Source organism: Maritalea sp. YIW29, assembly GCF_057219265.1.
The window spans coordinates 558,357-582,936 of record NZ_JBXVVF010000002.1 but is presented as its reverse complement, the minus strand read 5'-3'; the positions used below and the strand labels follow the sequence as shown (position 1 = coordinate 582,936).

General features: G+C 49.1%; 25 protein-coding genes and 1 tRNA gene. 13 read left to right on the top strand and 13 right to left on the bottom strand.

The features are described 5' to 3' along the window. Nucleotides 1–21: 21 nt before the first annotated feature. Complete coding sequence (locus AC2D8L_RS11995) at nucleotides 22–459, top strand: Lrp/AsnC family transcriptional regulator (RefSeq protein WP_484685715.1); 438 nt, start codon at nucleotides 22–24, stop codon at nucleotides 457–459. 59 nt (nucleotides 460–518) lie between these two features. Here the strand turns inward: AC2D8L_RS11995 and rocF are convergent, their stop codons facing one another. Continuing rightward, complete coding sequence (gene rocF / locus AC2D8L_RS11990; RefSeq protein WP_484685714.1) at nucleotides 519–1,457, bottom strand: arginase; 939 nt, start codon at nucleotides 1,455–1,457, stop codon at nucleotides 519–521. Between the two features lie 146 nt (nucleotides 1,458–1,603). Between rocF and AC2D8L_RS11985 the strand changes: the two genes are divergently transcribed. Next, on the top strand, nucleotides 1,604–2,038 hold the full coding sequence (locus AC2D8L_RS11985; protein WP_484685713.1) for an Lrp/AsnC family transcriptional regulator: 435 nt from the start codon (nucleotides 1,604–1,606) through the stop codon (nucleotides 2,036–2,038). Between the two features lie 98 nt (nucleotides 2,039–2,136). Here the strand turns inward: AC2D8L_RS11985 and AC2D8L_RS11980 are convergent, their stop codons facing one another. The 5 genes from AC2D8L_RS11980 to AC2D8L_RS11960 form a co-directional block, all read right to left on the bottom strand. Then, entirely contained in the window at nucleotides 2,137–2,808 is a 672-nt protein-coding gene (locus AC2D8L_RS11980; protein WP_484685712.1) for a hypothetical protein, read from the bottom strand. Between the two features lie 313 nt (nucleotides 2,809–3,121). Continuing rightward, on the bottom strand, nucleotides 3,122–4,303 hold the full coding sequence (locus tag AC2D8L_RS11975; protein ID WP_484685711.1) for a helix-turn-helix transcriptional regulator: 1,182 nt from the start codon (nucleotides 4,301–4,303) through the stop codon (nucleotides 3,122–3,124). Nucleotides 4,304–4,472: 169 nt separating this feature from the next. Further along, entirely contained in the window at nucleotides 4,473–5,273 is an 801-nt protein-coding gene (locus AC2D8L_RS11970; protein WP_484685710.1) for a CPBP family glutamic-type intramembrane protease, read from the bottom strand. A 162-nt stretch (nucleotides 5,274–5,435) separates the two neighbouring features. Beyond that, complete coding sequence (locus tag AC2D8L_RS11965) at nucleotides 5,436–5,924, bottom strand: fasciclin domain-containing protein (protein ID WP_484685709.1); 489 nt, start codon at nucleotides 5,922–5,924, stop codon at nucleotides 5,436–5,438. 246 nt (nucleotides 5,925–6,170) lie between these two features. Next, nucleotides 6,171–6,245: transfer RNA gene (locus AC2D8L_RS11960), tRNA-Gly, on the bottom strand. A gap of 255 nt (nucleotides 6,246–6,500) precedes the next feature. Between AC2D8L_RS11960 and trxA the strand changes: the two genes are divergently transcribed. Genes trxA through AC2D8L_RS11945 form a run of 3 tightly spaced genes read left to right on the top strand, consistent with a single transcriptional unit; the run spans nucleotide 6,501 to nucleotide 8,316 of the window. After that, nucleotides 6,501–7,430 (top strand): thioredoxin, encoded by a 930-nt coding sequence (gene trxA, locus AC2D8L_RS11955; RefSeq protein WP_484685708.1) that lies wholly within the window; start codon nucleotides 6,501–6,503, stop codon nucleotides 7,428–7,430. 23 nt (nucleotides 7,431–7,453) lie between these two features. After that, nucleotides 7,454–8,110 carry an LON peptidase substrate-binding domain-containing protein gene (locus tag AC2D8L_RS11950; RefSeq protein WP_484685707.1) on the top strand — a complete coding sequence of 219 codons (657 nt, stop codon included), beginning with the start codon at nucleotides 7,454–7,456 and terminating at the stop codon, nucleotides 8,108–8,110. Next, nucleotides 8,110–8,316, top strand: coding sequence for a Trm112 family protein (locus tag AC2D8L_RS11945; protein ID WP_484685706.1), 207 nt, complete (start codon nucleotides 8,110–8,112; stop codon nucleotides 8,314–8,316). Before AC2D8L_RS11950 ends, AC2D8L_RS11945 begins: the two co-directional genes overlap by 1 nt. Before the next feature lie 15 nt (nucleotides 8,317–8,331). Here the strand turns inward: AC2D8L_RS11945 and AC2D8L_RS11940 are convergent, their stop codons facing one another. Further along, nucleotides 8,332–9,552 carry an FAD-dependent monooxygenase gene (locus AC2D8L_RS11940; RefSeq protein ID WP_484685705.1) on the bottom strand — a complete coding sequence of 407 codons (1,221 nt, stop codon included), beginning with the start codon at nucleotides 9,550–9,552 and terminating at the stop codon, nucleotides 8,332–8,334. A 270-nt stretch (nucleotides 9,553–9,822) separates the two neighbouring features. On the opposite strand from AC2D8L_RS11940, the gene AC2D8L_RS11935 reads away from it, so the two are divergent. The 5 genes from AC2D8L_RS11935 to AC2D8L_RS11915 all read left to right on the top strand — a co-directional run bounded on the left by AC2D8L_RS11935 (nucleotide 9,823) and on the right by AC2D8L_RS11915 (nucleotide 15,944). Continuing rightward, nucleotides 9,823–10,161, top strand: coding sequence for a P-II family nitrogen regulator (locus AC2D8L_RS11935; RefSeq protein WP_484685704.1), 339 nt, complete (start codon nucleotides 9,823–9,825; stop codon nucleotides 10,159–10,161). A gap of 22 nt (nucleotides 10,162–10,183) precedes the next feature. Then, on the top strand, nucleotides 10,184–11,485 hold the full coding sequence (locus AC2D8L_RS11930; RefSeq protein WP_484685703.1) for an ammonium transporter family protein: 1,302 nt from the start codon (nucleotides 10,184–10,186) through the stop codon (nucleotides 11,483–11,485). 156 nt (nucleotides 11,486–11,641) lie between these two features. Beyond that, complete coding sequence (locus AC2D8L_RS11925) at nucleotides 11,642–14,314, top strand: FtsK/SpoIIIE family DNA translocase (protein ID WP_484685702.1); 2,673 nt, start codon at nucleotides 11,642–11,644, stop codon at nucleotides 14,312–14,314. Between the two features lie 119 nt (nucleotides 14,315–14,433). Further along, nucleotides 14,434–15,042: a LolA family protein gene (locus AC2D8L_RS11920; protein ID WP_484685701.1), complete on the top strand. Its 609-nt coding sequence runs from the start codon at nucleotides 14,434–14,436 to the stop codon at nucleotides 15,040–15,042. A 98-nt stretch (nucleotides 15,043–15,140) separates the two neighbouring features. Beyond that, nucleotides 15,141–15,944, top strand: a complete 804-nt coding sequence (locus AC2D8L_RS11915) for an exodeoxyribonuclease III (protein ID WP_484685700.1) — start codon at nucleotides 15,141–15,143, stop codon at nucleotides 15,942–15,944. 6 nt (nucleotides 15,945–15,950) lie between these two features. Here AC2D8L_RS11915 and AC2D8L_RS11910 read toward each other — a convergent pair whose 3' ends face one another. The 3 genes from AC2D8L_RS11910 to AC2D8L_RS11900 all read right to left on the bottom strand — a co-directional run bounded on the left by AC2D8L_RS11910 (nucleotide 15,951) and on the right by AC2D8L_RS11900 (nucleotide 17,870). Further along, nucleotides 15,951–16,394, bottom strand: coding sequence for a cyclic nucleotide-binding domain-containing protein (locus AC2D8L_RS11910; RefSeq protein WP_484685699.1), 444 nt, complete (start codon nucleotides 16,392–16,394; stop codon nucleotides 15,951–15,953). A gap of 13 nt (nucleotides 16,395–16,407) precedes the next feature. Then, nucleotides 16,408–17,091, bottom strand: a complete 684-nt coding sequence (locus tag AC2D8L_RS11905; protein ID WP_484685698.1) for a response regulator transcription factor — start codon at nucleotides 17,089–17,091, stop codon at nucleotides 16,408–16,410. A 104-nt stretch (nucleotides 17,092–17,195) separates the two neighbouring features. Continuing rightward, nucleotides 17,196–17,870 carry a YggS family pyridoxal phosphate-dependent enzyme gene (locus tag AC2D8L_RS11900; protein ID WP_484685697.1) on the bottom strand — a complete coding sequence of 225 codons (675 nt, stop codon included), beginning with the start codon at nucleotides 17,868–17,870 and terminating at the stop codon, nucleotides 17,196–17,198. A gap of 174 nt (nucleotides 17,871–18,044) precedes the next feature. Between AC2D8L_RS11900 and leuS the strand changes: the two genes are divergently transcribed. From leuS to holA, 3 genes are read left to right on the top strand one after another with little or no spacing between them, the layout of a single operon-like run. Then, entirely contained in the window at nucleotides 18,045–20,672 is a 2,628-nt protein-coding gene (gene leuS / locus AC2D8L_RS11895) for a leucine--tRNA ligase (RefSeq protein WP_484685696.1), read from the top strand. Beyond that, nucleotides 20,659–21,156 carry an LPS assembly lipoprotein LptE gene (gene lptE / locus AC2D8L_RS11890; protein WP_484685695.1) on the top strand — a complete coding sequence of 166 codons (498 nt, stop codon included), beginning with the start codon at nucleotides 20,659–20,661 and terminating at the stop codon, nucleotides 21,154–21,156. Before leuS ends, lptE begins: the two co-directional genes overlap by 14 nt. Further along, nucleotides 21,153–22,175: a DNA polymerase III subunit delta gene (gene holA / locus AC2D8L_RS11885; RefSeq protein ID WP_484685694.1), complete on the top strand. Its 1,023-nt coding sequence runs from the start codon at nucleotides 21,153–21,155 to the stop codon at nucleotides 22,173–22,175. The genes lptE and holA overlap by 4 nt, the downstream gene beginning before the upstream one ends. A 27-nt stretch (nucleotides 22,176–22,202) precedes the next feature. On the opposite strand, the gene AC2D8L_RS11880 is transcribed toward holA, so the two are convergent. Genes AC2D8L_RS11880 through rsmG form a run of 3 tightly spaced genes read right to left on the bottom strand, consistent with a single transcriptional unit; the run spans nucleotide 22,203 to nucleotide 24,575 of the window. Further along, nucleotides 22,203–23,093 (bottom strand): ParB/RepB/Spo0J family partition protein, encoded by an 891-nt coding sequence (locus AC2D8L_RS11880; RefSeq protein ID WP_484685693.1) that lies wholly within the window; start codon nucleotides 23,091–23,093, stop codon nucleotides 22,203–22,205. 9 nt (nucleotides 23,094–23,102) lie between these two features. Further along, nucleotides 23,103–23,903, bottom strand: coding sequence for a ParA family protein (locus AC2D8L_RS11875; protein WP_484685692.1), 801 nt, complete (start codon nucleotides 23,901–23,903; stop codon nucleotides 23,103–23,105). Between the two features lie 24 nt (nucleotides 23,904–23,927). Then, nucleotides 23,928–24,575 carry a 16S rRNA (guanine(527)-N(7))-methyltransferase RsmG gene (gene rsmG, locus AC2D8L_RS11870; protein WP_484685691.1) on the bottom strand — a complete coding sequence of 216 codons (648 nt, stop codon included), beginning with the start codon at nucleotides 24,573–24,575 and terminating at the stop codon, nucleotides 23,928–23,930. Nucleotides 24,576–24,580: the final 5 nt, after the last annotated feature.

The following is a 24,580-nucleotide window of genomic DNA, read 5'->3' as shown; positions in this document are numbered from 1 at the left end:
AATAGGCAAAAGACGAGCCAAATGGACCAGATCGATAGAAAAATCGTCAATGCGCTTTCAGCAAATGCGCGGCTCTCCATGTCCGAACTCTCAACGAAAGTCGGCTTATCCAAAAGCCCAACCCAAGCGCGGGTTAAAAAACTGGAACGAGACGGCGTCATTTTGGGCTATGGCGCAAGGATAAACCATGAATTGACCGGCCGCGGGCACATCGCTTTTGTGCAAGTGACACTCGACGATACGCGCGCGAAGGCATTGGACGCATTTAATGAGGCTGTGAAACAAACGCCTGAAATTTCACAATGCCATATGATTGCGGCTAGTTTTGACTATTTGCTTAAGGTCAGAACGAAAGACATATCCGCCTATCGCCGGGTTTTGGGCGAGGTGATCTCTGCCCTACCCCATGTTGCCCAAACCTCCACTTTTGTGGCGATGGAAGCGGTCAAAGACCATTAATCGTCGTCGACAAAATGCATCCGGAACATTGCAGCATAAGTGAAGGGATGAATTTTACATCAGCCAGTTGATGTTGGGCGATCAAAGACGCGACGGCCAAATCCACTTTCAGTGAGGGCAACCAGCATTCTTGCGCTTTTGCCACGTTCATCCAGATAGGGATTTAATTCAACCAAGTCCATTGATGTCATCAGCCCGCTATCCGAAATCATTTCCATGGCCAAATGGGCTTCACGATAAGTCGCGCCGCCGGGCACAGTTGTGCCAACACCAGGGGCAAAATCTGGATCAAGAAAATCAACATCCAGACTCACGTGAAACATTGCATCATCCGCACGCACAGCATCAAGCACACCGGAAATCAAAGTGGCTACACCGCGCTCATCAATCCGACGCATATCCATCACATCAACCCCGCGTTCGCGTAGCAATTCGCCTTCCGGCTCATCAATCGAACGCGCGCCAAAAACATGGTAATTGGTTGGGTTAACTGGGCTAATTGGCTCATCTAGAACGCCGTCAAACCCTGGTTCGCCGCAAAATAAGGCGGCTGACATGCCATGCATATTGCCGGATGTTGATGTGGAAGTCGTATTGTAATCTGGATGCGCGTCTAGCCACAAAACATGCAGTTTTCGTCCCTGTTCAGCGGCATATTTCGCCACACCAGTTACGGACCCCATCGCCAATGAATGATCACCGCCAAGGAAAATCGGTGTCGCGCCTGACTTTAAGGCTTCGTAGCCCTTGCGGTTTAAGGCGCGCGCAAATCCAGCGACTTCATTTTCATGATGTGTTGCGCCAGATAATTTAAGAGAAACTTCGTCAGGGGTAACGTCCCCTAGGTCGGCCACTTCATACCCCAACTGGGTGAGAGAAGTTGCAAGGCCAGCAACACGCAGTGCCGCCGGCCCCATTATACAACCGGATAGTCCAGCCCCGCCATCAACAGGCGCGCCAATTAGCGCGACTGATCCACGCGAAACATTATTACCCATTTCTATACCCTAGCTCTTCGTCCGGAACTCTTTGATTCCGGTTAAAGCATTTATATTATGGATAGAGATCAGCGAATAGTTGAAATTTTGACCAAAATTGAGTTTAACTTTCTCACAATGTTATCCCAATATGAGCAAATTGATAAATGGACGACCTAGATAACAAACTTATCGCACTGTTGCGGCACGATGCCCGCACCCCCATCGCTACCATCGCCCTCACCCTAAACATATCTAGGGCAACCGTTAAGGCGCGGATCGATAAATTGGTCAGCACTGGCGTTATCGCAGGCTTCACGATTATCACTGGTTCCCCTAGCGACGACAAGACCATCCACGCCATCGCCCTGATTGAAGTTGGCGGCCGCAGCGCCGAGGCGGTCGTTAAATCCATGATGGGCCTGCCCCAGGTGCGCAGTCTGCACACAACCAACGGCAAGTGGGACCTTATCGCTGAATTGGAAACAACAGATCTCATCGAGTTCGACGATGTGTTGCGCCGCATCAGACTGATCGAAGGCGTAAGCCTCACCGAGACCAATATTTTGCTGGCTCCGAAGAAATCAAAGCTCGATCAATAGTTTGCTTGTAAAATCAGGCACCCATCCCACATACCAGTTCGTTGTTGTTACGACAGGGTTATGGTTACACTTGGGGATGGGCACCCGAACACTTCGCTCTAGTTAAGAGCTTGTAAGCTGGAAATCACGGTTGTCTGGGATTCACTAAAATCTTGACCCATTGCGTTGCCTGCAATGATGTTTTCCATCTTTGTTACATAGGCTCGCCCATCCGGGGTATGGCTACAACTTGCCCGCAATTCATACCGGCTGATCGTAGACATGAAGCCGTGACTAATCGGTTGGGTTGTCGACATTTCAACTTCAACAATTCCCGGCCTGTCTTTTCCAACTTGGACCTGCGCACGCATGCTTTTTAGGAACTTTCGTTCCTCTGCATCAGCTTTTTGGTCCGGAACGGGATTGAAGCCATATGTTGCCAAATTCCCGGTTTCCCGAACAAGTTGCGCATTGGCTGGAATATTTTCAAAAAATTGAGCGCACCAAATAAATTCACCCGCCTCTTTATCCAATTCGCGAACAAATTCGATCAATTCATCATTCCACTCACTCTTCGATGGCGAAACAATGCCCACCCGTCGACCAGCAGGGGAATTTGGGTTCACTTGTGCGCTCAGCGAAAACTCGGATGAGGTATGTTGCAAGTGATAGGCGTAAGCCGGCCCGCTTTGATTTTGATTTCGTGCTTTTTCCAGCGCAGACTGGGAAAGTGCGGGGCCGCACAGCACAAGCAGCGCGCCAATAGACGCGAATACTGAAATGGATTTCATGACTTATCTCACAGGATCTATGTTCTTTAAGGGAAAGAGAATGGCAATCAAGCAATGCAAGCAGCACACCCTAAACGGTGAGTTCGGCCACAATAGAGATCAACAACAATAGAAAGCCAACGATCAATAAGCCGTTGGACGACCAGCCTAAAAAGTTTCTCTTATATTTTAGCAACATCTCAATCTCCGAACCATTCGCTCGGAAAACTCATACCCAAAAGATTATCCAAAAAGGTCTTGTTGTGCTGGAAAGGACAATTACCACTGTCCTTTCAAACATATTGGGACAATTAGCACCTTGGCAATAAAGCCATTATTCTTTGCCCTCAGGACGATATTGCTTGGGTGTAACCCCCGTTTCGCGCCGAAATGCACGGTAAAAAGCCGAGCGAGAGTTAAAGCCCGTTTCAAATGCGATTTCGACAATTGGGCGATCTTCCTGAGCGATCAGTTTTTTCGCGTCTTCAATCCGCCATCTATTTACATAGTCAAAAAAGGAACATTCCATTTTTGTGTTTAGCGCTTGGGAAACATAGTTGGGCAGCTCGCCAACTTGCTTGGACAGATCACGAAGAGATAAGTTCGGATCTCTGTGGGGTGAACGTTGGCGCATGACCCGATCCAGTTTTTCGCAAATGGCTGCAAGCTTTTCTTCGCTAAGTGCAGATCGCGCGTATTTTTCGGTCCCCAACTCGGCACTCTCCGCACCAGGTTCTTCTAAGGCCCGTGGCTGACGAAGCGCCCAAAGGGACAAAGCCCATACCAGAATAAAGTTGGTAACGCCTGGCAAGAGCAGACTTTCAGGCGCATTGATTTTGAGGGATTGGTCCAAAAGCGACCGAATGGCCAAATAAACAAGTGGGCCCAAAACTTCAAAAATCCAATAAAGGAAAAGCGCAACACCGACCCATATTATCCAGCCCAGCTCTCTTTTTTCAGTGCTGGAGAAACGTTGCCGCAATCGAGCTCGATATTTAATCATCCGCATTATGATCAGATATAGATAAGCCGAATATTGGAAAACCGGCACCAATGTGAAGGTTACTGCAATAAGGATCAGCGAGATCAACGAAAACAAGTCAATGTCTTCAATCCCCTGCACACCACCCAAATCGGGATAAAGGGTAGCCAAGCGAAACAACAACATTATTGCCAAGACCGCGAGCAAGAAAGGCAAGAAGTGCAACAGATCGCGCCGATGGAAGAATGGCGGCTTGAGCGAAGTTAAGGCCCGCACATAAAGCCAATAAAGCGGCGGCAAAACAACACCAACCACGCCCACAAGGCCCAGCATATTTTTGGGGTCAGAACTATCATTCAAAAACGGTTCTGAAACAACTGGCACTTCGGTTATTGCTGTAACAATGAAAAACAGCACCAATGGGGCGACAAAAAAGCGGGTTTTAAGCTCGCTGAGCAATATCGATGCGCTGAACAAAGAAAGCGCCAACACCATGGCTGAGATAAAACTTGTTAAAAGCTCTGTGTCGCTCACAAACCAATTTCCCTTGCCACATATTGACCCAAGCCCAAAAATTTGGAGCCCAATAAACCTGCGCCCCAATAACAGCCAACACGAGATTTCACAATCTCACGATTTCTGCTGTCGAGCTAAGTCCACGATCTGGCTGCCCGAAACAGCTGTTTTGCTATTCGTCGGAATATCAAAATTTGTTGTCAGGTTGGAATTCAGAAAACAAACGCCAGACAAAAATCGCAAACCCCGCCCAAATTAGGATGGAGAGCAAGCTGTTTGGTCCCATCTCCAAAATTGATGGGTTGGTGAATTCAAATAACTTATTCGGCAGTGCGATACTGAAAAACAGCATGTTGGAAAATCCATGCAGCAAAACTGTCGGCCAAATCGAAGTCGAAGCCGCACGGATACGGCCATAAATTACAGCCAAAACAACCGCCCCGATTAAATGCAACGGGACGAAAAATGCCGGCATTTCTTGCAATAATTGCGTACCCCAAAAAAATGGAATGTGCCAAAGGCCCCAGCAAACACCAACTACAAGGTGACGCGTTAAGGCCTTTACGCCGTGCTTTTGTAGCTGCGGTTCAAGATAGCCGCGCCATCCCCATTCTTCGAAGAACCCAAATGCTAGATACCCGATAGAAATCTGAACCAACATTAATGGCAGTAAATTTCCGCCTTCGACGGTCAATTCCCCCAAACCCAATGCAATTGCCAAGGTTAGAACAATTAGGAAAAAGGCAATTGGAAGCAAAATAACGAAGAGCAGGATCTTCCACTGCTTTGTTAAACTGAGAGACAGCCCGGCATTTCCCCATCCATCACCAAAGAATGTTCGCAGAACAGTTGGCACAATGAATGGCGGCAGAATGAACAGCAATGCGGCTTCCATATAGCCCGCGTTCATCAAATAGCCAGCTAATATGGAGGACCCCAATACAATAAGTAGGAATATGCCGACATTTCGAAATCTTGATAAATTCATTGGATGGGGTTCTCAGCTTACGCAATTGAATTGATATCGTTTGAACAACAATTCACAGGAACCCAACCCCAAGGCCTAAGTCAATCCCCCGCTATTTGGATGAAGCACAAAAAAAGGGCGCCCGTTGGACGCCCTTGTGAAATCTTTAGTCTCGCGATCGATTTAGTCAGAAGGCAAGATCACTTTGTCGATGATGTGAATTACGCCATTGTCTGCCATAACATCGGCCGTCACAACGGTCGCGTTATCGATCATTACTTTGCCGCCCATCACTTTGACTGTGATGGTTTCATCACCACCCTTTTTCAGGGTCGCCACGTCATTTGTACCCGCTGGCAAATCAGATGACATTACTTTAGAGGCAAGTACGTGATAGGATAGGATGTCCGCGAGCTTTTGCTTGTTCTCCGGCTTCAACAACATTTCAACCGTACCTTCCGGAAGTGCTGCAAATGCTTCGTCGGTTGGCGCAAATACCGTTAGATTTTCACCGTCAGCCAAAGCGCCAGCCAATCCAGCTGCACTTGCTGCTGCAATTAGCGTGTTGAAAACACCCGCTTCTTGCGCCGTTTCAACAATGTTACCCGCATAAGCTGCTGGTGCTGCCATAACGCTAACTGCAAGAGCTGCCCCGATAATAGATTTCCGCATAAACTTTCTCCTTGATAATCACTAGGATCCCATTTTTCGGGATCACGATGCTGCACACGCCGTGTGTGTCAGGGAGGTAACGGGCAGAATTTGAAATCGGATTTACAACAAATTGTGACCAGCTGAGTAGTGATCCAAAACCAAATATTGGCCGTATATTCGCGCGCGAAAGCGAGTAACAAGCCGATAAGGCTATGAAATTGATCACTCGACGCTGGATCAAATAGCAATGATGTTGAAGTTTTTTGGAGCGGGCGATGAGATTCGAACTCACGACCCCAACCTTGGCAAGGTTGTGCTCTACCACTGAGCTACGCCCGCATCCGTAACCAGCAATATGAGCGCCATGAATGACGTAGCTGGTGTGCGCGGATATATGCCTAAAGAGCGCACCAATTGCAAGCCATATTTTGCACCTTTTTTGGCACGAGGTAAAAAAACTCTCCTCTTGGGAATTGAACTGGCGATTTTTCAAGGCTGAAAGCCAATCTGACCCTAGTCAGCGCCTTGTTTTTGTCGCATGAAGGTCCCACATTAAAAGTAAGAACATTAACGGCTCATAGAACGGACGATATTATGCACTCAGATCTTCAAAACGGTGTTGCAACTGCCCCAGCAAGCGATCTGATCAAAGATTCTGATACAGCAAATTTTGCCGCAGACGTGATGGAAGCATCTCAAACCGTTCCAGTTCTAGTTGATTTTTGGGCGCCATGGTGTGGGCCGTGCAAACAATTGGGCCCCATGATCGAAAAAGCGGTCATCGAAGCTGGCGGCAAGGTAAAGTTGGTGAAGGTCGACATCGATCAAAACCAAGCCATTGCGGGGCAAATGGGCATCCAATCCATTCCTGCAGTTATCGCTTTTGTGGGTGGTCAACCGATTGATGGCTTTATGGGTGCAATCCCGCAAACCGAGATCAATGCCTTTATCGACAAAGTGCAAAAAGCTGCTCCCCCTGCGCCTACCGATCCCAAAGAGCAGATTAAGGCCGCGTTAGAACAAGCAACAGGCGCAATGGATGCGGGTGACTTTGCGAGCGCGTCCCAGATTTACAGCCAGATCTTGCAGTTCGATCAGGAAAATGACGATGCGATTATCGGCATTGCGACGATCCATTCAAAAATCGGCGATAATGAAAAAGCTGAACAAACGCTGATGGCCGTGAGTGAAGAAGGACAAAAGCTTCCTGCATTCATAAAATTAAAAGCAGCGTTGGAATTAGCAGCAGAAGCCGCAGGACTTGATGGCGCGAGCGCGTTGGAAGCCAAACTCGCTTCAAACCCGGACGACCACCAAAGCCGGTATGACCTTGCTATTTCCTACAACGCAGAAGGTAACAAAATTGGTGCCGCTGAAAATCTTGTAAAAATCATCAAAGCAGATCGCGATTGGAATGAAGACGGCGCACGCAAGAAACTTTTGGAACTATTTGAAGCATGGGGCCCAACCGACCCAGCTTCAATCAAAGGCCGCCGCATGCTTTCCAGCGTTCTTTTCAGCTAGAACGATCTGGGTTAGAATAAGTTATGAGTACTGCCCGTGACGCGAAATATTCGGAACTAAACAATGTTCCCCTTCTTCCCCTAGAAGGCGCACTGTTGCTGCCGCGCACCATTTTGCCGCTGCACATTTTTGAGCCGCGCTATTTGGAGTTGGTGGACGATGTCTTGGGAAAGGGGCGTTTATTGGGCCTCATCCAACCCACTTTGGGGGATGAAAGCCATAATCCGGCGCTGCAAACCATCGGCACATTGGGCCGCATCACCCATTTTGAAGAGATCGAAGACGATCGCTATATGATCGGTTTGCACGGTATTTCTCGGTTTACTTTGAAAAGCGAACAGCTCAGCGCCGATAAACCCTACCGGATCGGCGAGATCGATATGCGTTCGTTTGAAACAGATCTTATTGCTGGCTTTGGCGAAAGCGGTATTGATCGCGCGCGCTTTATAAAATTACTGAAATCATATGCTGAATTTGCCGACTTTGAACTGGACTGGGAAGAGATCAACGAAGCGGGTTTAGAAGATTTGATAAATTCCTGCTCGATGGCAAGCCCTTATGAAGCGCGGGAGCGCCAGGCATTGTTAGAAGCAGAAACGCTATCAACACGCGCTGAAATGCTGATGGCCTTTGCAGAAATCGAAATGTCGCGGCAAGCCTCTAACATCACCATGCAATGATGCAGAACGAAGCGGCAAATATCGACCCTAAAATGCTCGAACTTTTGGTCTGCCCTTTCACCAAAACCCAATTGGAATGGTCAAAGGACAAAACCGAGCTGATTTCTTATGCCGCGCGTTTGGCTTTCCCCATCAGGAACAATGTCCCCTTGCTGATTTTGGATGAAGCAAGACAATTGGGCGATGACGAAAAACGAAATCCATAAAAAACTTCGTTTGTGCTAAATCGGACGCCCATTTAGCAATTTGGGGCCACCCTGCGCCGCAGCGGCCCGCCCAATAAAGGCATTTTTGAGCGCTGGCATCCGGTCAACAACCCCCAAGCCCAAATCTCGAACGATCCGCAGTGGCGCAATATTGTTTGAAAACAATTTGTTCAACCCATCCGTTGCCACCGCCATCAAACCAATATCCACCCGTCGCCAGTTTTGATAGCGCGTTAGCACCGCTTCACTGCCAATATCTTCGCCAAGACGCATAGCCTCCACCAATACTTCGCACAAGGCCGCCACATCCTTGATGCCTAAATTCATGCCCTGCCCAGCAATCGGATGAACCACATGCGCCGCATCACCGATCAAGGCCAACCGGTCGGAAATGAAACTCTTGGCAATTTGCAATTTTAGCGGAAATGCTTGCAACGGCGCTTCAACCGTCACTTTGCCAAAACTCGAGCCCATGCGACGTTCAATTTCCAACGCCGCATCTTCTAAACTCATATCCAAATAGCGCTGAACATCTTCTGTTTTTTCTGTCCACACCAAACTCGAGCGTTTGTTGGGCAATGGCAGCGTGGCAAATGGGCCCGCTGTCAGAAAGTGTTCGTAAGCTATCTGGTCATGATCATATTCATGGGCAAATGTCGTCACGATGCCAGACTGTTTATAATCATGGCCGAACGTTTTGATGCCAGCATTTTCGCGCAATTGAGATCGAGCCCCGTCTGCGCCGATTACCAATGACGCACTGATTTGCGTGCCATCTTCAAATTTCACCTGAGACACTGCTAACCCGGCCTGGCATTCAACAACCTTATTTGGCGCAAAAATCTCAACACCAGATTGCTGTGCGCCTTCGATAAGCGCTTTTAAGGTCACGCGATTTGGCACCATATGGGCAAATGGTTGGCCCGGTTTCGCGTCACCTTCAAATTTTAGGAACAAGGGCCGGTGCAGATCGTCTTTATCACTGTCGGTAATTTTCATCCCGGCAATGGGTGACGCCTCGTCAAGCATCTCAGACCAAACATCTAACGCCTCAAATACGTTAGTTACCCCTAATGCCAATGCCGACGAACGTTCATCATCTGGCACCAAAAGTGGCCGCACATCATTTATGGCGATCGACATATCGGGCGCAAATCGCTTCAGCGCGAGCGCAAGCGTTAGCCCAACCGGACCAGCCCCGACAATCAACACATCAAAATGTTGTTCTTTTGGCATTTGCATGCTCTCCCAAATCAATTTGCGCACATTGTATGCTCATTTGCCCAACACTCAAGTTGTGCGTTGTCGCAGCATGTCTAATTTTTGATCACCGTGCATAATTTGTGCATAAATTATGCAGAAAGGCCGATAGTCTAAAAGTCCACAATTCGGCAGTATCTGCGATTCATGCAACAAATTCAAACAACTAACCCTCAAACGCCGAGTTTGGCACGACTCTTGTTGCTCTATTGGGCAGAACGAATTGCTCAAACAAGGATGCTGCTCATGAAATTTATCGCCGCCATCATCAAACCTTCGCGCTTGGATGCCGTTCGCTCGGCCTTAAGCGCAAAAGACATTCACGGCATGACCGTTACCGAAGTGCGCGGATATGGACGCCAAAAGGGCCATACCGAAATTTACCGTGGCGCAGAATATGCGGTCAATTTCCTGCCCAAACTCAAAATCGAAGTTGCCGTGCCAAGCGATCAAGTTGCTGGCGCAGTGGATTGCATTGCTGAAGCGTCGCGATCTGGCCGTATCGGAGACGGGAAGATTTTCGTCTTTGATTTGCAAGACGCCGTGCGCATCCGCACTGGCGAGCGCGACCTAGAAGCACTTTAAAGATCAGTTGGAGACCAAGAACATGATTAAGAACAACAAAAACAAACTTATGGCGCTCGGCCTGACAGCAGCGATCTTGCCCCTACTCGCTAGTCCAGCATTTGCCCAAGAAGCCGCCACACCCGAATATGCGCAGATTTTCAATACGCTCCTCTTTTTGGTTGGTGGCTTTTTAGTCATGTGGATGGCCGCTGGCTTTGCGATGTTGGAAATGGGCCTCGTTCGGCAAAAAAACGTCTCCATGCAGGGCCTCAAGAACATCGCCCTTTATTCAATCGCCGGGATTATGTTTTGGTTCACCGGATATAACTTGATGTATACGGGCGTTGATGGCGGCTTCATCGGTAGTTTTGGCCCTTACGACTTCCCGGCTCCTGGAGCGGATGACCATAGTGCGGGCTATTCGGTTGCCTCGGACTGGTTCTTCCAAATGGTATTTTGCGCCACAACAGCATCGATTGTTTCTGGAACGCTCGCCGAACGGATCAAATTTTGGCCATTCCTCATCTTCACCGCCATCCTGACGGGCATACTCTACCCCATCACCGGATCATGGCAGTGGGGCCAAGGCTGGTTGTTCAAAATGGGCTTCTCAGATTTTGCCGGTTCAACCTTGGTTCACTCTGTCGGCGGCTGGGCGGCACTTGCTGGTGCATTGCTTTTGGGTGCCCGTGCAGGTCGTTATGGGGAAAACGGCATGGTCACGCCAATGCCCGGCTCTTCAATTCCGCTGGCGACACTCGGCATGTTCATTCTGTGGCTGGGCTGGTTTGGCTTTAATGGCGCGTCACAACTTGCCATGGGCACCATTGCTGACGCTGGTGACGTTTCCCGGATCTTTGTGAACACAAACCTTGCCGCCGCTGCTGGAGCGATCACAACAATAGTCCTGTTGCAAGTCATCTACAAAAAGATCGATGTGACCATGGTCATTAACGGTGCGTTGGCTGGCCTTGTGTCAATTACCGCTGAACCCCTAGCGCCAAGTGTTCCCCTTGCATTGCTGATTGGTGGAATTGGTGGTGTCATCGTGGTCTTTGCTGTGCCGATGCTAGATCGGTTGAAGATTGATGATGTTGTTGGTGCCATTCCGGTGCACCTTTTGGCAGGTATTTGGGGCACGTTGGTCACCCCGCTAAGCGGGTCGGGCAACTTTATCACCCAACTTACTGGCATCATCGCCATCGGTGCTTTCACAATGGCCGTTTCTGGCGCGATTTGGTTCATCCTAAAATTGACCATCGGTATTCGCGTAAGCGCTGAAAGCGAGTCGCTTGGGCTAGATAAGGCAGAAGTTGGGGTTGAAGCCTATCCTGAATTCTAATCTCTAGGGGAGAAGAGACCGATCAGTTCAATTTGATTGGTAAAAAAAGGGTCTATCAGCAATCGCTGATGGGCCCTTTTTGTTCTTTATTAGCCACAAATTAACCACGCGGACCTAGGATCAATATCGAGTTATTGCGTAAAATGAGATCGTACATTGGCCGTTCAAACATCGTCTGCGTTACAAAAGAACCAAGAAGTGGCCCAAGAGGCCCCCACCTCAATCGCGGTGAAGATACCCCTGCGCTTGATTGGCATCTTGTGTTTGGTCGCCATTGCGCTTGTCATTTTGTCGCTCATGTCTTGGTCGGCCAACGATCCGAGCCTGAGCTACGTATCCAACGAACCGGTGAACAATTGGCTGGGCTATCCCGGCGCCGTCATTGCTGATCTGACATTTCAATTTCTAGGCATTGCTGGCCTGCTCTTCATCATTCCGCCTGCCATTTGGTCGCTTACGCTCATTCGCAAACAAGTGCCGCTTCGTTTCACTTTGCGTTCCATGATGTGGATTGTGACGACTATTCTATTTTGTGGTGTTCTGGCCTTCATGCCAACACCAGCTACATGGCCGCTCCCAACAGGATTGGGCGGGATCATCGGCCTTGGCTTTTCTGCTATGGCCGGATTTGTGGTTGGTGAAGAAATGCGGTTGGCCGCTGGATGGTTATTTGCGCTCATACTGCTCACACCTGCTATTGTAAGCTTTTGGCTTTGTATTCGAGCTGGTACCCGGTTTGGACTTGAGCCCGCCCCGGCAACCGACATTGCATTGAACAACGATAAGAACGTTCAGCCAAAAGGCATATGGGCGTGGCTTGGGTCAAAAATCGCCGCCATGTTCACCATTCTTTTGGGCGCGTTAACGCATTTGATCTTCTCAACCCATGTTTCAATCAAGAAATCTTGGGCGGAACGCAACGCGCAAAAACAGCAAGCTGAAACCCAACCTTGGCGGCAAGGTGATGCTGAGCCCGTGCTTGAGCCGCAAGTTAGTCAAAATCAGCATCATCCAGACCATCAAGACCCCTATCAGGCGCAACAACGAATTGAACCTCAGTTTGAGGGCGATATGGCGCACGACGCACAAAACTGGGTGGAAGGCCATTATGATGAGCCTGCCCCAGACCATATGGACGCGCCATATGATGACTACGCCCCAGAGGCAGGCAATGCGCCTGCAGCGCCTTCAGGACAGGCAGCGGACATTCCAATCCCACAAAAACCGAGCCCTCGCGTCACGGCCCCTGCCCCGCGCCCTGCGCCCGGCCGTCGCGTTGTGGCAGAAGCGCAGCAAAGTTTGTTGGGCAACGACGAATTTGAACTGCCTGAACTCAGCTATATGGCAGAACCGCCCAGCAAGAAAACCGAGCGCGAGCATCTGCCAGAAGTGCTGGAAGAAAATGCGCGCCTGCTTGAAGGCGTGTTGGAAGATTTCGGTGTGCGCGGCGATATTATCAATGTCCGCCCCGGCCCCGTCGTAACGCTCTACGAATTAGAACCTGCACCGGGCATCAAATCTTCTCGTGTCATCGGCCTTGCGGACGACATTGCCCGCTCTATGAGCGCGATCTCCGCGCGGGTTGCGGTGGTCCCCGGCCGCAACGCAATTGGTATCGAACTGCCCAACAAAACCCGTGAAACAGTTTATCTTCGTGAAATGTTGGGTTCGGCTGACTTTGAAAAAGTAAAAGGCAAGCTGCCGCTCTGCCTTGGTAAGACCATTGGCGGCGAACCTGTTATCGCTGACTTAGCGCGGATGCCGCACTTGCTGATTGCGGGTACGACCGGCTCGGGTAAATCTGTGGCCGTAAACACATTCATCCTTTCATTGCTCTATCGCTGGACGCCAGAGCAATGCCGCCTGATCATGATCGATCCGAAAATGCTTGAACTATCGATCTATGATGGCATTCCCCATTTGCTCACCCCTGTTGTGACCGATCCGACAAAAGCGGTAACGGCCCTGAAATGGGCTGTGCGCGAAATGGAAGATCGCTACAAAAAGATGTCAAAAATCGGCGTGCGCAACATTGATGGCTTCAACCAAAAAGTTGCCGAATCTAAGCAAAAGGGTGAGATCATCACCCGGACGGTACAAACCGGCTTCGACAAAGAAACCGGCGAGCCGATCTTTGAAAGCGAAGAATTTGATCTTGAACCATTGCCCTTTATCGTGGTGATCGTGGACGAGATGGCTGACTTGATGATGGTCGCTGGCAAAGACATTGAAGGCGCAATCCAAAGGCTTGCCCAAATGGCACGGGCGGCTGGCATCCACTTGATCATGGCCACGCAACGTCCATCCGTGGACGTGATCACCGGTACGATCAAGGCCAACTTCCCAACTCGTATTTCATTCCAAGTGACATCGAAAATCGACAGTCGGACCATCCTTGGCGAACAAGGTGCGGAACAATTGTTGGGCATGGGCGATATGCTTTATATGGCCGGTGGTGGCAGAACCAAACGTTTGCACGGCCCATTTGTGGCCGACGGCGAAGTTGAAACCGTTGTGAAACATCTAAAGGCCCAGGGCTCGCCGGAATATCTAGAAAGCGTAACGGCTGAAGACGAAGAAGGTGGTGGCGCTGAATTTGGCAACTCAAATGTGGCCAATTCAGGCGACGAGCTTTACGACAAGGCCGTCAATATCGTGCTGAATGATCGCAAGGCTTCAACCAGCTACATCCAACGTCGTCTATCCATCGGCTATAACCGTGCCGCGACGATCATCGAGCGGATGGAGCAAGAGGGTCTTATTTCACCTGCCAACCATGCCGGTAAACGCGAGATCTTGGTTGGCGGTGAAGAGGAAAGCCCATTTTGATTCACGTGAAACGAAAGCCAATTCGTCACGAGCGTCCAATGTGATGGCCAACGCTCATTCAATCGCCATATTGTAAAACTAATGATTCGTATCGTTATTGTTCAAAGACCAGGTCCATTATGCGCAAAACATTTCGCTTCCTCGCCATAGCAATTTCTCTTCTGGCATTTGTGCCAGCGGCCAGCGCATTGGATCGCGCATTGACGGAAGAAGAGATCGCCATCATCACGGATATCGGCAAGCACCATTCTGGCGTTGAACAATTGGCCGGACGCTTCCTGCAACTTGATAGTGCGGGCAATCGATCCGAAGGCATCTTTTATTTGAAACGACCAAATAAGATCCGGTTCAAATACGCGCCCCCATCTTACGAAGAAGTGATTTCAACCGGCAAAGGCTTTTATGTCATCAACCGCAAGGAAGAGACAAAATTCGCCTATCCGCAACAGCGTGTACCCTTGCGTCAATTTCTGTCTGACGAGATCGATTTGTTTTCAGCCAATATGACAGACGTGATCAAAACCGAAGAAATGATCGCAGTTTCTGTTGCAGACGACACGCCTGCGGGTCCGGTTTCTGTGACGATGATTTTCAATCTCGCAACCAAAGACATTGAACAATGGACGCTCACCGAGCCGAACGGCAACGAAGTGACCTTCTCGATCTACGAGACCACAACAGACATCGATATTCCAAAGGCCTATTTCTATCTGCCGGACTATCAATAAAGACAATTTTCTCCCACGGTAGAAAACGGGTGGACCCGCTCCCCCAATTTGCCAATATAGGGAGCTAGCGATTCGCCAGCTCATCCCGGGGAGAAAAAATGTCGATTTCAGTTGCCACTTGGAACATCAATTCAGTTCGCTTGCGCTTGCCCATGGTGCAAGAATTTCTAGCCGATCATCAACCTGATGTTTTGTGTTTACAAGAAATCAAATGTCAGAACGACCAATTCCCCGCCAAAGCGTTTGCTGAATCTGGCTATCAATATCACGCGGTGAATGGGCAAAAAAGCTATCATGGCGTCGCGATTGTTTCACGTCTTCCCCTGCACGAAACTGACACAAGAGAGTTTTGTGAGATGGGCGATGCCCGCCATGTCAGTGCTTCGGTCGAAGCACCATTCGGCAAAACCCGCATCCATAATTTTTACATTCCAGCGGGTGGCGACGAAGCCAACGTCGACACCAACCCAAAGTTCAAACACAAAATGGATTTCTTGAGCGAACTGAAAGACTGGTTCGATGAGGATGATTTTGACAATGGTCATGTCATTGTTGGTGATTTCAATATCGCGCCACACGAAAACGATGTTTGGTCACACAAGCAACTTCTAAAAGTGGTGAGCCACACGCCGATTGAAACCGACACGCTGGACGCGCTGCAAGCACGCAGAAACTGGGTTGATGTTGTGCGCAAACATATTCCCCATGAGGAACGTCTATATAGCTGGTGGAGCTATCGCTCTAAAGATTGGAACGCATCCAACAAGGGCCGTCGGCTTGACCATATTTGGGCAACACCGGACATTGCGGACCATAGTTCTGAAACGGTGGTGCTCAGAGACGCGCGTGGGTGGGGTGAGAAACCATCAGACCACGTCCCCATCATATCTCGGTTTGGTTAAATCGAATTACTGAACCTGAACACCGGACAGTGCATTGACGTAACGGCTCATCGAAAGCTTGATGCGGGTGGCGACTTTTGCCGCCAATTCAGGATAGTTTTCAATCAACCGTTTAAAGTGAAGGCGTGGCACAAAGATCAATGTGGTATCGCCCAACGCACTAACAGTTGCCGGGCGCGGCTTATCGACAATCAATGCCAACTCGCCAAAAGTTGTCCCTTGAACATCGATCACTTGCCCGGTTGTTTTTGCCCCATCATGTTTCGTCGTCAAAGCGCCATCAACCAGAATATAGGCCCCATCCGCCACGTCACCTTCAACAAACAAAACCTCGTCTTTCGACAAGGTTTTGGTGTCGCTGACAAATCCGATTAGTTTGAGCTGTTCGTCGCTTAAAGTTTGGAACGGGTCTGCCAGTTTTAGAATTGAGGTGATTTCTTCAAGAGACATTTTTAGTCCTAATTTATGGCACCAACCGGTAGCCACCTTCTTCGGTTACCAACAGACGCGCATTGCTCGGGTCACGCTCAATCTTTTGGCGAAGGCGATAAATATGGGTTTCAAGCGTATGCGTTGTTACCCGATTATTATAGCCCCAAACTTCTTGCAACAGAACATCACGTGAAACGGTTTTTGGTCCCTGACGATAGAGAAACTTCAAAATCGATGTTTCCTTATCCGTTAGACGGACCTTACTGCCATCTTCTGTTTCAAGCATTTTGGTCGCAGGCTGGAAATTATACTGGCCAATGGTGAAAACCACATCTTCACTTTGATCATGCTGGCGCAGCAAAGCGCGAACCCGAGCCAACAAAACAGAAAAACGAAACGGCTTGGTGACATAATCGTTCGCGCCACTTTCAAGGCCCAAAATTTCATCACTGTCGCTATCATGTCCAGTGAGCATGAGAATCGGGCTTTTAAACCCATCCTGGCGCATAATCTTAACCGCTTCGCGACCATCCATATCCGGCAGGCCCACATCCATTACCACCAAATCAAATGGCGATGCTTTAACGGCACTCAAGGCAGCTGCCGCACTATCACCCTGGGTTATTTCAAACTCGCGATAGTGCGAGATTTGGTCCACGAGTGATTGGCGCAGTTCGTCCTCATCATCAATTATCAAAATCCGCCGTTTGTTCATTTTCTCGCCCTTTGTTGGCCCACAATCAAAATCTAATTCCAATTAATAATGTAGGCACAAGCTGTTAACATCCCAATCACAAGCATGTGTGCACGCAATATTGGTTAATTCGCAGGATAATCCCGATGACCAAAAATGGCCGAACCAACGCGCACATAGGTTGCCCCCATTTCAACAGCAGTGTCAAAATCTGAACTCATCCCCATGGATAATTCTTTTACATTGGCCTTCTGTGCAAGACCCGCCATTTGGGCAAAATAGGGTGCCGGTGGCTGCCCGGCCGGGGGAATACACATCAAGCCAATAACATCCAACCCATATGTAGTGCGGCACAATTCAACAAACTCAACAGCTTCATTTGGCGCAATGCCTGCCTTTTGCCGTTCTTCGCCAATATTAACCTGCACCATCACGGGCAGGCTTTTCCCTTTATCCGAGAATTCTTTGGCGAGGGCTTTGGCAAGCTTCTCCCGATCAACAGACTGTATCACGTCAAACAACGCCACAGCGTCCTTGACCTTATTGGTCTGCAATGGCCCGATTAGATGAAGCACAATATCATCGTGTCGTGATTTAAGGTCTGCCCATTTGGATTGAGCCTCTTGCACGCGGTTCTCACCGAAATGCTTCTGCCCAGCCGAAATAACGGGCTCAATTTCTTCAACGCCAAAAGTTTTTGAAACAACGACCAACTCAACATTTTGTGCCTGATCATCACCAAATCGTCGTGCAGATGATGCAATTCGCGATTGAACTTCTTCTAATTGTGCGATGCCCATTTTGACCCTCAAATCACTTACATACTCTATTTGAATCATTTTTGTGGCTTGGGCAAACGATTCGCGTGCGATCTATGTTGACCCGACCCCCAAATTCTGGTGAAGGTCCAGATAAGACATAGAAAAATCAGACGCAAGATCTGAACAGAACTTGACGATTTAGAGGGCATGATAGTGACCGGCAATAATTCTGAACGGTATAATCCGCGCGAAAGCGAACCGCATTGGCAAAAAGTTTGGAACGAGCGCTCAAGCTTTGTTTCAAGCAACGATGACGAGCGGGCCAAATATTATGTCCTTGAAATGTTCCCCTACCCTTCTGGCCGTTGCCATGTTGGCCATGCGCGCAACTACACAATGGGCGACGTGATCGCGCGGTATAAACGCGCTAAAGGCTTTAACGTTTTGCACCCTATGGGTTGGGACGCGTTTGGTATGCCCGCTGAAAATGCGGCAATGAAAAACAATGCCCACCCAAAAACTTGGACCTACCAAAATATAGAATCGATGAAGCAGCAGCTTAAATCGATGGGCTTTAGCTTGGATTGGACCCGCGAGTTCGCCACCTGCGATCCTGAATATTACAGCCAGCAACAAAAACTGTTTTTGGATTTTCTCAAGGAAGACCTAATTTACCGCAAAAGCTCGAAAGTGAATTGGGACCCGGTTGATCACACCGTCTTGGCAAACGAGCAAGTGATCGACGGCCGCGGCTGGCGATCTGGCGAATTGGTGGAACAAAAAGAGCTAACCCAATGGTTCTTCAAAATAACGGATTATGCCGAGGATCTTTTGGACGAAATCGACAATCTTAAAGACTGGCCCGAAAAAGTTCGCTTGATGCAAAAGAACTGGATCGGCAAGTCTGAGGGTTTGACGGTACGTTGGGCACTTGACCCAGCAACAGCTCCTGATGGATTTTCAGACTTAGAAGTTTATACCACGCGGCCAGACACCATTTTTGGTGCAAGCTTTATGGCCGTCGCCGCAGATCACCCAATTGCTAAAGAAGCCGCCAAGTCGAACCCTGAACTTCAAGCTTTCATTGAAGAGTGTCGTCGCCTTGGTACATCCGTCGCTGCGTTAGAGACTGCAGAAAAACGTGGCTTCAATACCGGGATTCACGTGAAACACCCATTTGACGACAATTGGACATTGCCCATTTATGTCGCCAACTTCGTTTTGATGGATTACGGCACCGGCGCGATCTTTGGTTGCCCTTCTGGCGACCAACGTGATTTGGACTTCGCCCGCAAATATGATCTTCCCGTTAAAGCGGTCGTTATGCCAGCGGATGGCGATGCAGCAACTTTTGCCGTGGAAGATGAAGCCTATACCGATAGCGGTGTGATGATTAACTCATCATTCCTTGATGGCATGACGCCTGATGAAGCTTTTAATGAAGTTGCCAACCGTTTGGCCAATAGCGATATTAACGGTCAGGTCCAAGGCGAGCGCAAAGTCAATTACCGCCTGAGGGATTGGGGCATTTCACGCCAGCGTTATTGGGGTTGCCCAATCCCGATTATTCACTGCGACAATTGTGGCATTGTTCCGGTCCGTGAGCAGGACTTGCCGGTGGAACTTCCCGACGATGTTAGCTTTGAAAAACCGGGCAATCCTTTGGACCATCATCCAACTTGGAAAGACACACACTGTCCGTCATGTGATAGTCCGGCGCGTCGCGAAACGGATACGATGGATACATTTGTCGATTCGTCCTGGTATTTCGCTCGGTTCACCGCGCCCAATGCATCCACACCAACAGATCCGACATCTGCAGATTCGTGGTTGCCGGTCGATCAATATATCGGCGGGGTGGAACATGCGATTTTGCATCTTCTTTATTCGCGCTTCTTCGCTCGGGCGATGAAAAAGGCCGGGCATTTAAACGTCACTGAACCGTTCAAAGGCCTGTTTACCCAGGGCATGGTGACCCACGAAACCTATAAAACAAAATCTGGCGACTGGGTTTCGCCCGAAGAGATCAATTTTGAAGGGGCCGAAGGCGAGCGCAAGGCAATCCATAAGGGTTCCAATGAAGTCCTAAAGATTGGCTCCATTGAAAAGATGTCAAAGTCCAAACTCAACGTGATCGACATGACCGCCATGGCTGAAAGCTTTGGCGCGGATGCAACCCGTTGGTTTGTATTGTCGGATTCCCCCCCTGAACGTGACGTCCAATGGACCGAAGCAGGCATTGAAGGCGTTTGGCGTTTTGTGCAAAAAGTTTGGCGCCTCATTGATGACAGCAAAGCCATTATTGAAACCGCAGAAGACAGCAATACGGACAGTTTTGACGTCGAAGCCTTGCTGAAAACAACCCACAAAGCGATTGAACAAGTTTCAAATGCTTATGAAAGCCTTCGGTTTAACCGTGCCATCGCCCAACTTTACGAACTAACGAACGCGTTGAGCAAGGCGCTCGCTGCGGTCAAAGACAAACCGACCATCAAAGAACGTTCGGCCTTAAAAACCGCAATGCAATCCCTTGTGAAATTGTGCAACCCGATCGTGCCACACGTCACCGAAACCTGCTGGGCGCATTTGGGCAACAAGACAATTTTGGCCGATGAAAGCTGGCCGGAGGCAGATCCCAAATATTTGGCGGATGACACAATTATATTGCCTGTTCAGGTGAACGGAAAACGGCGCGGCGAAATCAAAGTCGCCAAAGACCTACCAAAGGACCAAATCGAAAATACGGCCTTGTCTCTTGATGCTGTTTCGCGCATCTTAGACGGTAAAGCACCTAAAAAGGTGATTGTCGTACCAGGTAGAATTGTAAATGTCGTTGTCTAAATATTTCACACGATTAGCACCAGTTATTCTGGCCGGCACAGTTATGCTGTCCGGGTGCACACTTCGCCCAGTTTATGACGGCCAGTCAGCCGGTTCCTTTTCGGTTTCATATGCAGACCCTGCATCAAAGGTCGAGCAATCCATCATTGAGGAACTTCGGTTTCGGATCGGAAAGTCTAACAAGCCGATTTACGAAGTCGATATTAATGCCAGCACATCAACGCGCGGCATTTTTTCGCTTAGCTCTAGCTTCAAGCGCAATGAGACAGAAGCGCGCGTCACCGGATCATTCGTGCTGACAAAAATTGAAACGGGCGAGCAAATTGCCAAGGCGTCTCGTTTTGCAACCGCGATCTACCAAGAAAACCCGCAAAAAGTGGCTGTGAATACGGCGCGGGTAGATGCATATGATCGCGCTGCGAAGGACGTCGCTCGACAACTGCAAATACTCATCGCTAAAGCGATTAATGAGGACAAAAATTGACAGGCCTGAAGGCACGAGATGTTGATCGATTTGTTAACGCGCCGGATATCCAAGCAGGCTTTATCCTGATCTACGGGCCCGACGCCGGCCGGGTTCGTGAAACAACTGACAAACTACAAGCCCATTTTCACGGCAAAGATGCCGACCCAATGGCACTCGTCAGTCTTCAATTTGGCGACGTCGACAATCCAGGCGAACGCATTTCTGTCGAAGCAAATACCCCTTCAATGTTCGGTGATAGACGGGTAATTCGCGTTCGGGGCGCGACCAATGCCCTCGCCAAAGACATCGAGCAAACTGTCCAAGAGGGGTTTGACGCCATTTTATTGGTCGAATCGGGCAATTTAACCCCCAGAGATGGGCTGAGAAAGCTCGCTGAGGCTCAAAAATCGGCGCGAGCGGTGCCCTGCTACGCTGACGACGCAAGAAGTTTGGGTCAATTGGCCCGTGAAATGTTCCAAAAAGCCCAAATTACCATCGAAAATGACGCTTTGAACGCCCTTACCGATATTTTGGGCAATGATCGTCAGATTACTCGCCTTGAAGTTGAGAAGCTCATTTTGTTTGCCGACCAGTCAAAACATGTCTCATATGATGATGTAATGACCTTGTGTGGTGACAATGCGGCCCAAACAATGGACGAGATTTTGGATTGTGCAGGAACGGGACATCTTCAAAAATTGGATACTGCGCTCAGCCGCGCCTTGAGTTCAGGCACACATTCCTCTGCAATATTGACCCGCGCACTGATGCACTTTTCCACTCTTCGAGAAATGCGTGCATCATTTGACAATGGAAAAACGCTGCAAGAAATTATGAGCTCAGGCCGCGCCCGCGTTCATTTCTCGCGCAAACATGCGATGGAAGTTCAAATAAGGTCATGGTCGGCGCAGAATTTGGCTGCCGCCTGCGCACGCCTACATGACACAATTTTGCAAACCCGAAGAAATGCAAATCTCGATCATGCCCACACACGGCAGGCAATACTCGCCATCGCAACGATCGCAGCACGCCAATAAACTGGGATTAAGTTAATAAGATCGTTTCTAGCGCCGCTGAAGCCGCTGGCAAACGTCGTCTAACTGCTCGAGTGTTCGATATTTGATTTCAATTTTGCCACCACGCTCTTTATGATCAATCGCTACTTTTAGACCCAGCAAATCGCTAAGTGTCTTTTCAAGCGCTAACGTATCGGCGTCTTTGGCCACCTTAGCGGATGCTTTGGCCGTCGGTTCACCGCCAGAACTTGCTTGCGCCTGCTTTTGAGCCAAGTTTTCTGTTTCACGAACGCTCAAACCGCCCTCGATGATGCGTTTGGCCAGCGCTTCAGGGTCATCTGCAGTAATTAACGCCCGGGCATGCCCAGCTGTTAGGGCACCATCCGACACAAATTGTTGCACGGAAGCTGGCAATTTCATCAACCGCAACGTGTTGGCAACATGGCTACGGCTTTTGCCGATCACTTGGGCAAGGTCAGCTTGCGTGTAGCCAAACTGATCCATCAGCTGATCATAACCTTTTGATTCTTCTAAAGGATTTAAATCAGCCCGTTGAACGTTCTCAATAATCGCCAATTCAAGTGCTTCACGATCATCAACTTCACGGATGATAACCGGCACCTCATGAAGACCTGCGCGCTGGGAAGCACGCCAACGGCGTTCACCCGCAACCAACTCATATTGGTCTGGATCGATTGGGCTAGGCCGCACCAAAATGGGCTGCATCACGCCCTTTTCGCGGATCGAGTTCGTTAGGTCCTCTAATTCTTCAGGGGCAAAGTGCCGCCGCGGATTGTTGGGGCTTGCGACAATGAACTCGACAGGAAGGCGACGAATACCATCACCGCTATTTATCCGCGTTGCTTCAATTGGCGGTACATCACCAATCAATGCCGCTAGTCCACGACCAAGTCTGCTATTTGTGTTTTTGTCGTTCATTTTGCTGCCCTATGCTGCCGTTAACCGGCGCTCGCGCTTAATAACTTCTGTTGCCAAATGCAGATAGGCTTGGCTACCCGCACATTTCAAATCATACAATAATGCCGGCTTACCATATGATGGCGCCTCGGATAGCCGTACATTACGTGGAATTACCGTATCATAAACCAAGTCACCCAAATGCGCACGAACGTCGCTAAGCACTTGATTTGAAAGATTATTTCTCTTATCAAACATCGTCATCACCACACCTTGTATATAAAGGTCTGGGTTCAAGCTCGACTTGATCTGCTCAATCGTTTGCAACAGTTGGCTCAAGCCTTCCAACGCAAAAAACTCGCACTGCATGGGCACGAGAACCGCATCCGCCGCAGCAAGAGAATTAATCGTAAGTAGGTTAAGTGACGGCGGACAATCAATCAAAATGTAGGTAATTGGCTTACCGTCAAAAATCACGTTGCCTGCATCACTCAAAGCATCGCGGAGCCGAAACGCTCGATCGCCGTGATCTGAAATCGCCATTTCAAGCCCCAATAGGTCCATTGTCGATGGCACCACCACAACATTTGGCACATTTGTCGAAACGATAGCATCTTCGAGTTTGACTTCTCCTGTCATCAAATCAAATGCGGAATGGGTTCTCGCCTGCCGCTCAATGCCAAAGCCTGTGCTGGCGTTGCCCTGAGGATCAATATCAACAATTAGGACACGCTCGCCAATAGCGGCAAGAGCCGTCGCCAAATTGATAGCAGTCGTCGTTTTACCAACGCCACCCTTCTGATTTGCCAATGTAAGAATACGCGGCTGCACTGCTGGCTCCTCCAAAGACTAGTTCTAAAGCGCCTTTAGATGTTTGATTTCTAGAACCACAGAATCTGACGCCACTATGCTTTCGTGTTGTACTAGATCATACGCCCATTTTTCGCGACTTGTTGAAATTTCTTCATCATATCCACGGCCTTTTTGCAAAAGTGCTGCCGTTTGATCACCAAAAATTGGCAAAATGTACGAAAAAGTCCTAGATAGATCCGCAAATGCTCGCGCTGTGATTGTCCCAACTTCGAGCGAACGTGGCAGACTAAGCGACTCAGCGCGGACATTGTGAACCACACCGTCCAGATCCAACATTCGAATAACATGCCGCAAAAACGAGCATTTCCGGCCATTTGCTTCGACCATATGTACCGAAACACCTTTATCTTTCAATGCAATTGCCAACGGGATGGCGGGCAGTCCGCCACCACTGCCAAAGTCGAGAATTGATCCATTCTCAACACTGATGAGCTGAATTAGTTGTAGACTATCCAAGAAATGTCTTGACCATATTTCCGGCAATGTTTCACGTGAAACAAGATTCTGAACTTTTTGCCATCGGGCCAACTCATGCTCATATTGTTTCAACATGGCGATAGTGCTTACCGCGTCGATGTCGTGCTTTTCACAAATTGACCTAATTTGGCCGAGCGTTTGCTTGTGATCCATATAGG

Coding starts and splice junctions, on each gene's coding strand:
- AC2D8L_RS11915 (WP_484685700.1), top strand. CDS start 15,141: ATGTCGATTTCAGTTGCCACTTGGAACATCAATTCAGTTCGCTTGCGC.
- AC2D8L_RS11995 (WP_484685715.1), top strand. CDS start 22: ATGGACCAGATCGATAGAAAAATCGTCAATGCGCTTTCAGCAAATGCG.
- AC2D8L_RS11985 (WP_484685713.1), top strand. CDS start 1,604: ATGGACGACCTAGATAACAAACTTATCGCACTGTTGCGGCACGATGCC.
- AC2D8L_RS11920 (WP_484685701.1), top strand. CDS start 14,434: ATGCGCAAAACATTTCGCTTCCTCGCCATAGCAATTTCTCTTCTGGCA.
- rocF (WP_484685714.1), bottom strand. CDS start 1,457: ATGGGTAATAATGTTTCGCGTGGATCAGTCGCGCTAATTGGCGCGCCT.
- AC2D8L_RS11950 (WP_484685707.1), top strand. CDS start 7,454: ATGAGTACTGCCCGTGACGCGAAATATTCGGAACTAAACAATGTTCCC.
- AC2D8L_RS11940 (WP_484685705.1), bottom strand. CDS start 9,552: ATGCCAAAAGAACAACATTTTGATGTGTTGATTGTCGGGGCTGGTCCG.
- AC2D8L_RS11935 (WP_484685704.1), top strand. CDS start 9,823: ATGAAATTTATCGCCGCCATCATCAAACCTTCGCGCTTGGATGCCGTT.
- AC2D8L_RS11980 (WP_484685712.1), bottom strand. CDS start 2,808: ATGAAATCCATTTCAGTATTCGCGTCTATTGGCGCGCTGCTTGTGCTG.
- AC2D8L_RS11930 (WP_484685703.1), top strand. CDS start 10,184: ATGATTAAGAACAACAAAAACAAACTTATGGCGCTCGGCCTGACAGCA.
- AC2D8L_RS11970 (WP_484685710.1), bottom strand. CDS start 5,273: ATGAATTTATCAAGATTTCGAAATGTCGGCATATTCCTACTTATTGTA.
- rsmG (WP_484685691.1), bottom strand. CDS start 24,575: ATGGATCACAAGCAAACGCTCGGCCAAATTAGGTCAATTTGTGAAAAG.
- AC2D8L_RS11965 (WP_484685709.1), bottom strand. CDS start 5,924: ATGCGGAAATCTATTATCGGGGCAGCTCTTGCAGTTAGCGTTATGGCA.
- AC2D8L_RS11905 (WP_484685698.1), bottom strand. CDS start 17,091: ATGAACAAACGGCGGATTTTGATAATTGATGATGAGGACGAACTGCGC.
- lptE (WP_484685695.1), top strand. CDS start 20,659: ATGTCGTTGTCTAAATATTTCACACGATTAGCACCAGTTATTCTGGCC.
- AC2D8L_RS11910 (WP_484685699.1), bottom strand. CDS start 16,394: ATGTCTCTTGAAGAAATCACCTCAATTCTAAAACTGGCAGACCCGTTC.
- AC2D8L_RS11880 (WP_484685693.1), bottom strand. CDS start 23,093: ATGAACGACAAAAACACAAATAGCAGACTTGGTCGTGGACTAGCGGCA.
- AC2D8L_RS11945 (WP_484685706.1), top strand. CDS start 8,110: ATGCAGAACGAAGCGGCAAATATCGACCCTAAAATGCTCGAACTTTTG.
- trxA (WP_484685708.1), top strand. CDS start 6,501: ATGCACTCAGATCTTCAAAACGGTGTTGCAACTGCCCCAGCAAGCGAT.
- AC2D8L_RS11900 (WP_484685697.1), bottom strand. CDS start 17,870: ATGGGCATCGCACAATTAGAAGAAGTTCAATCGCGAATTGCATCATCT.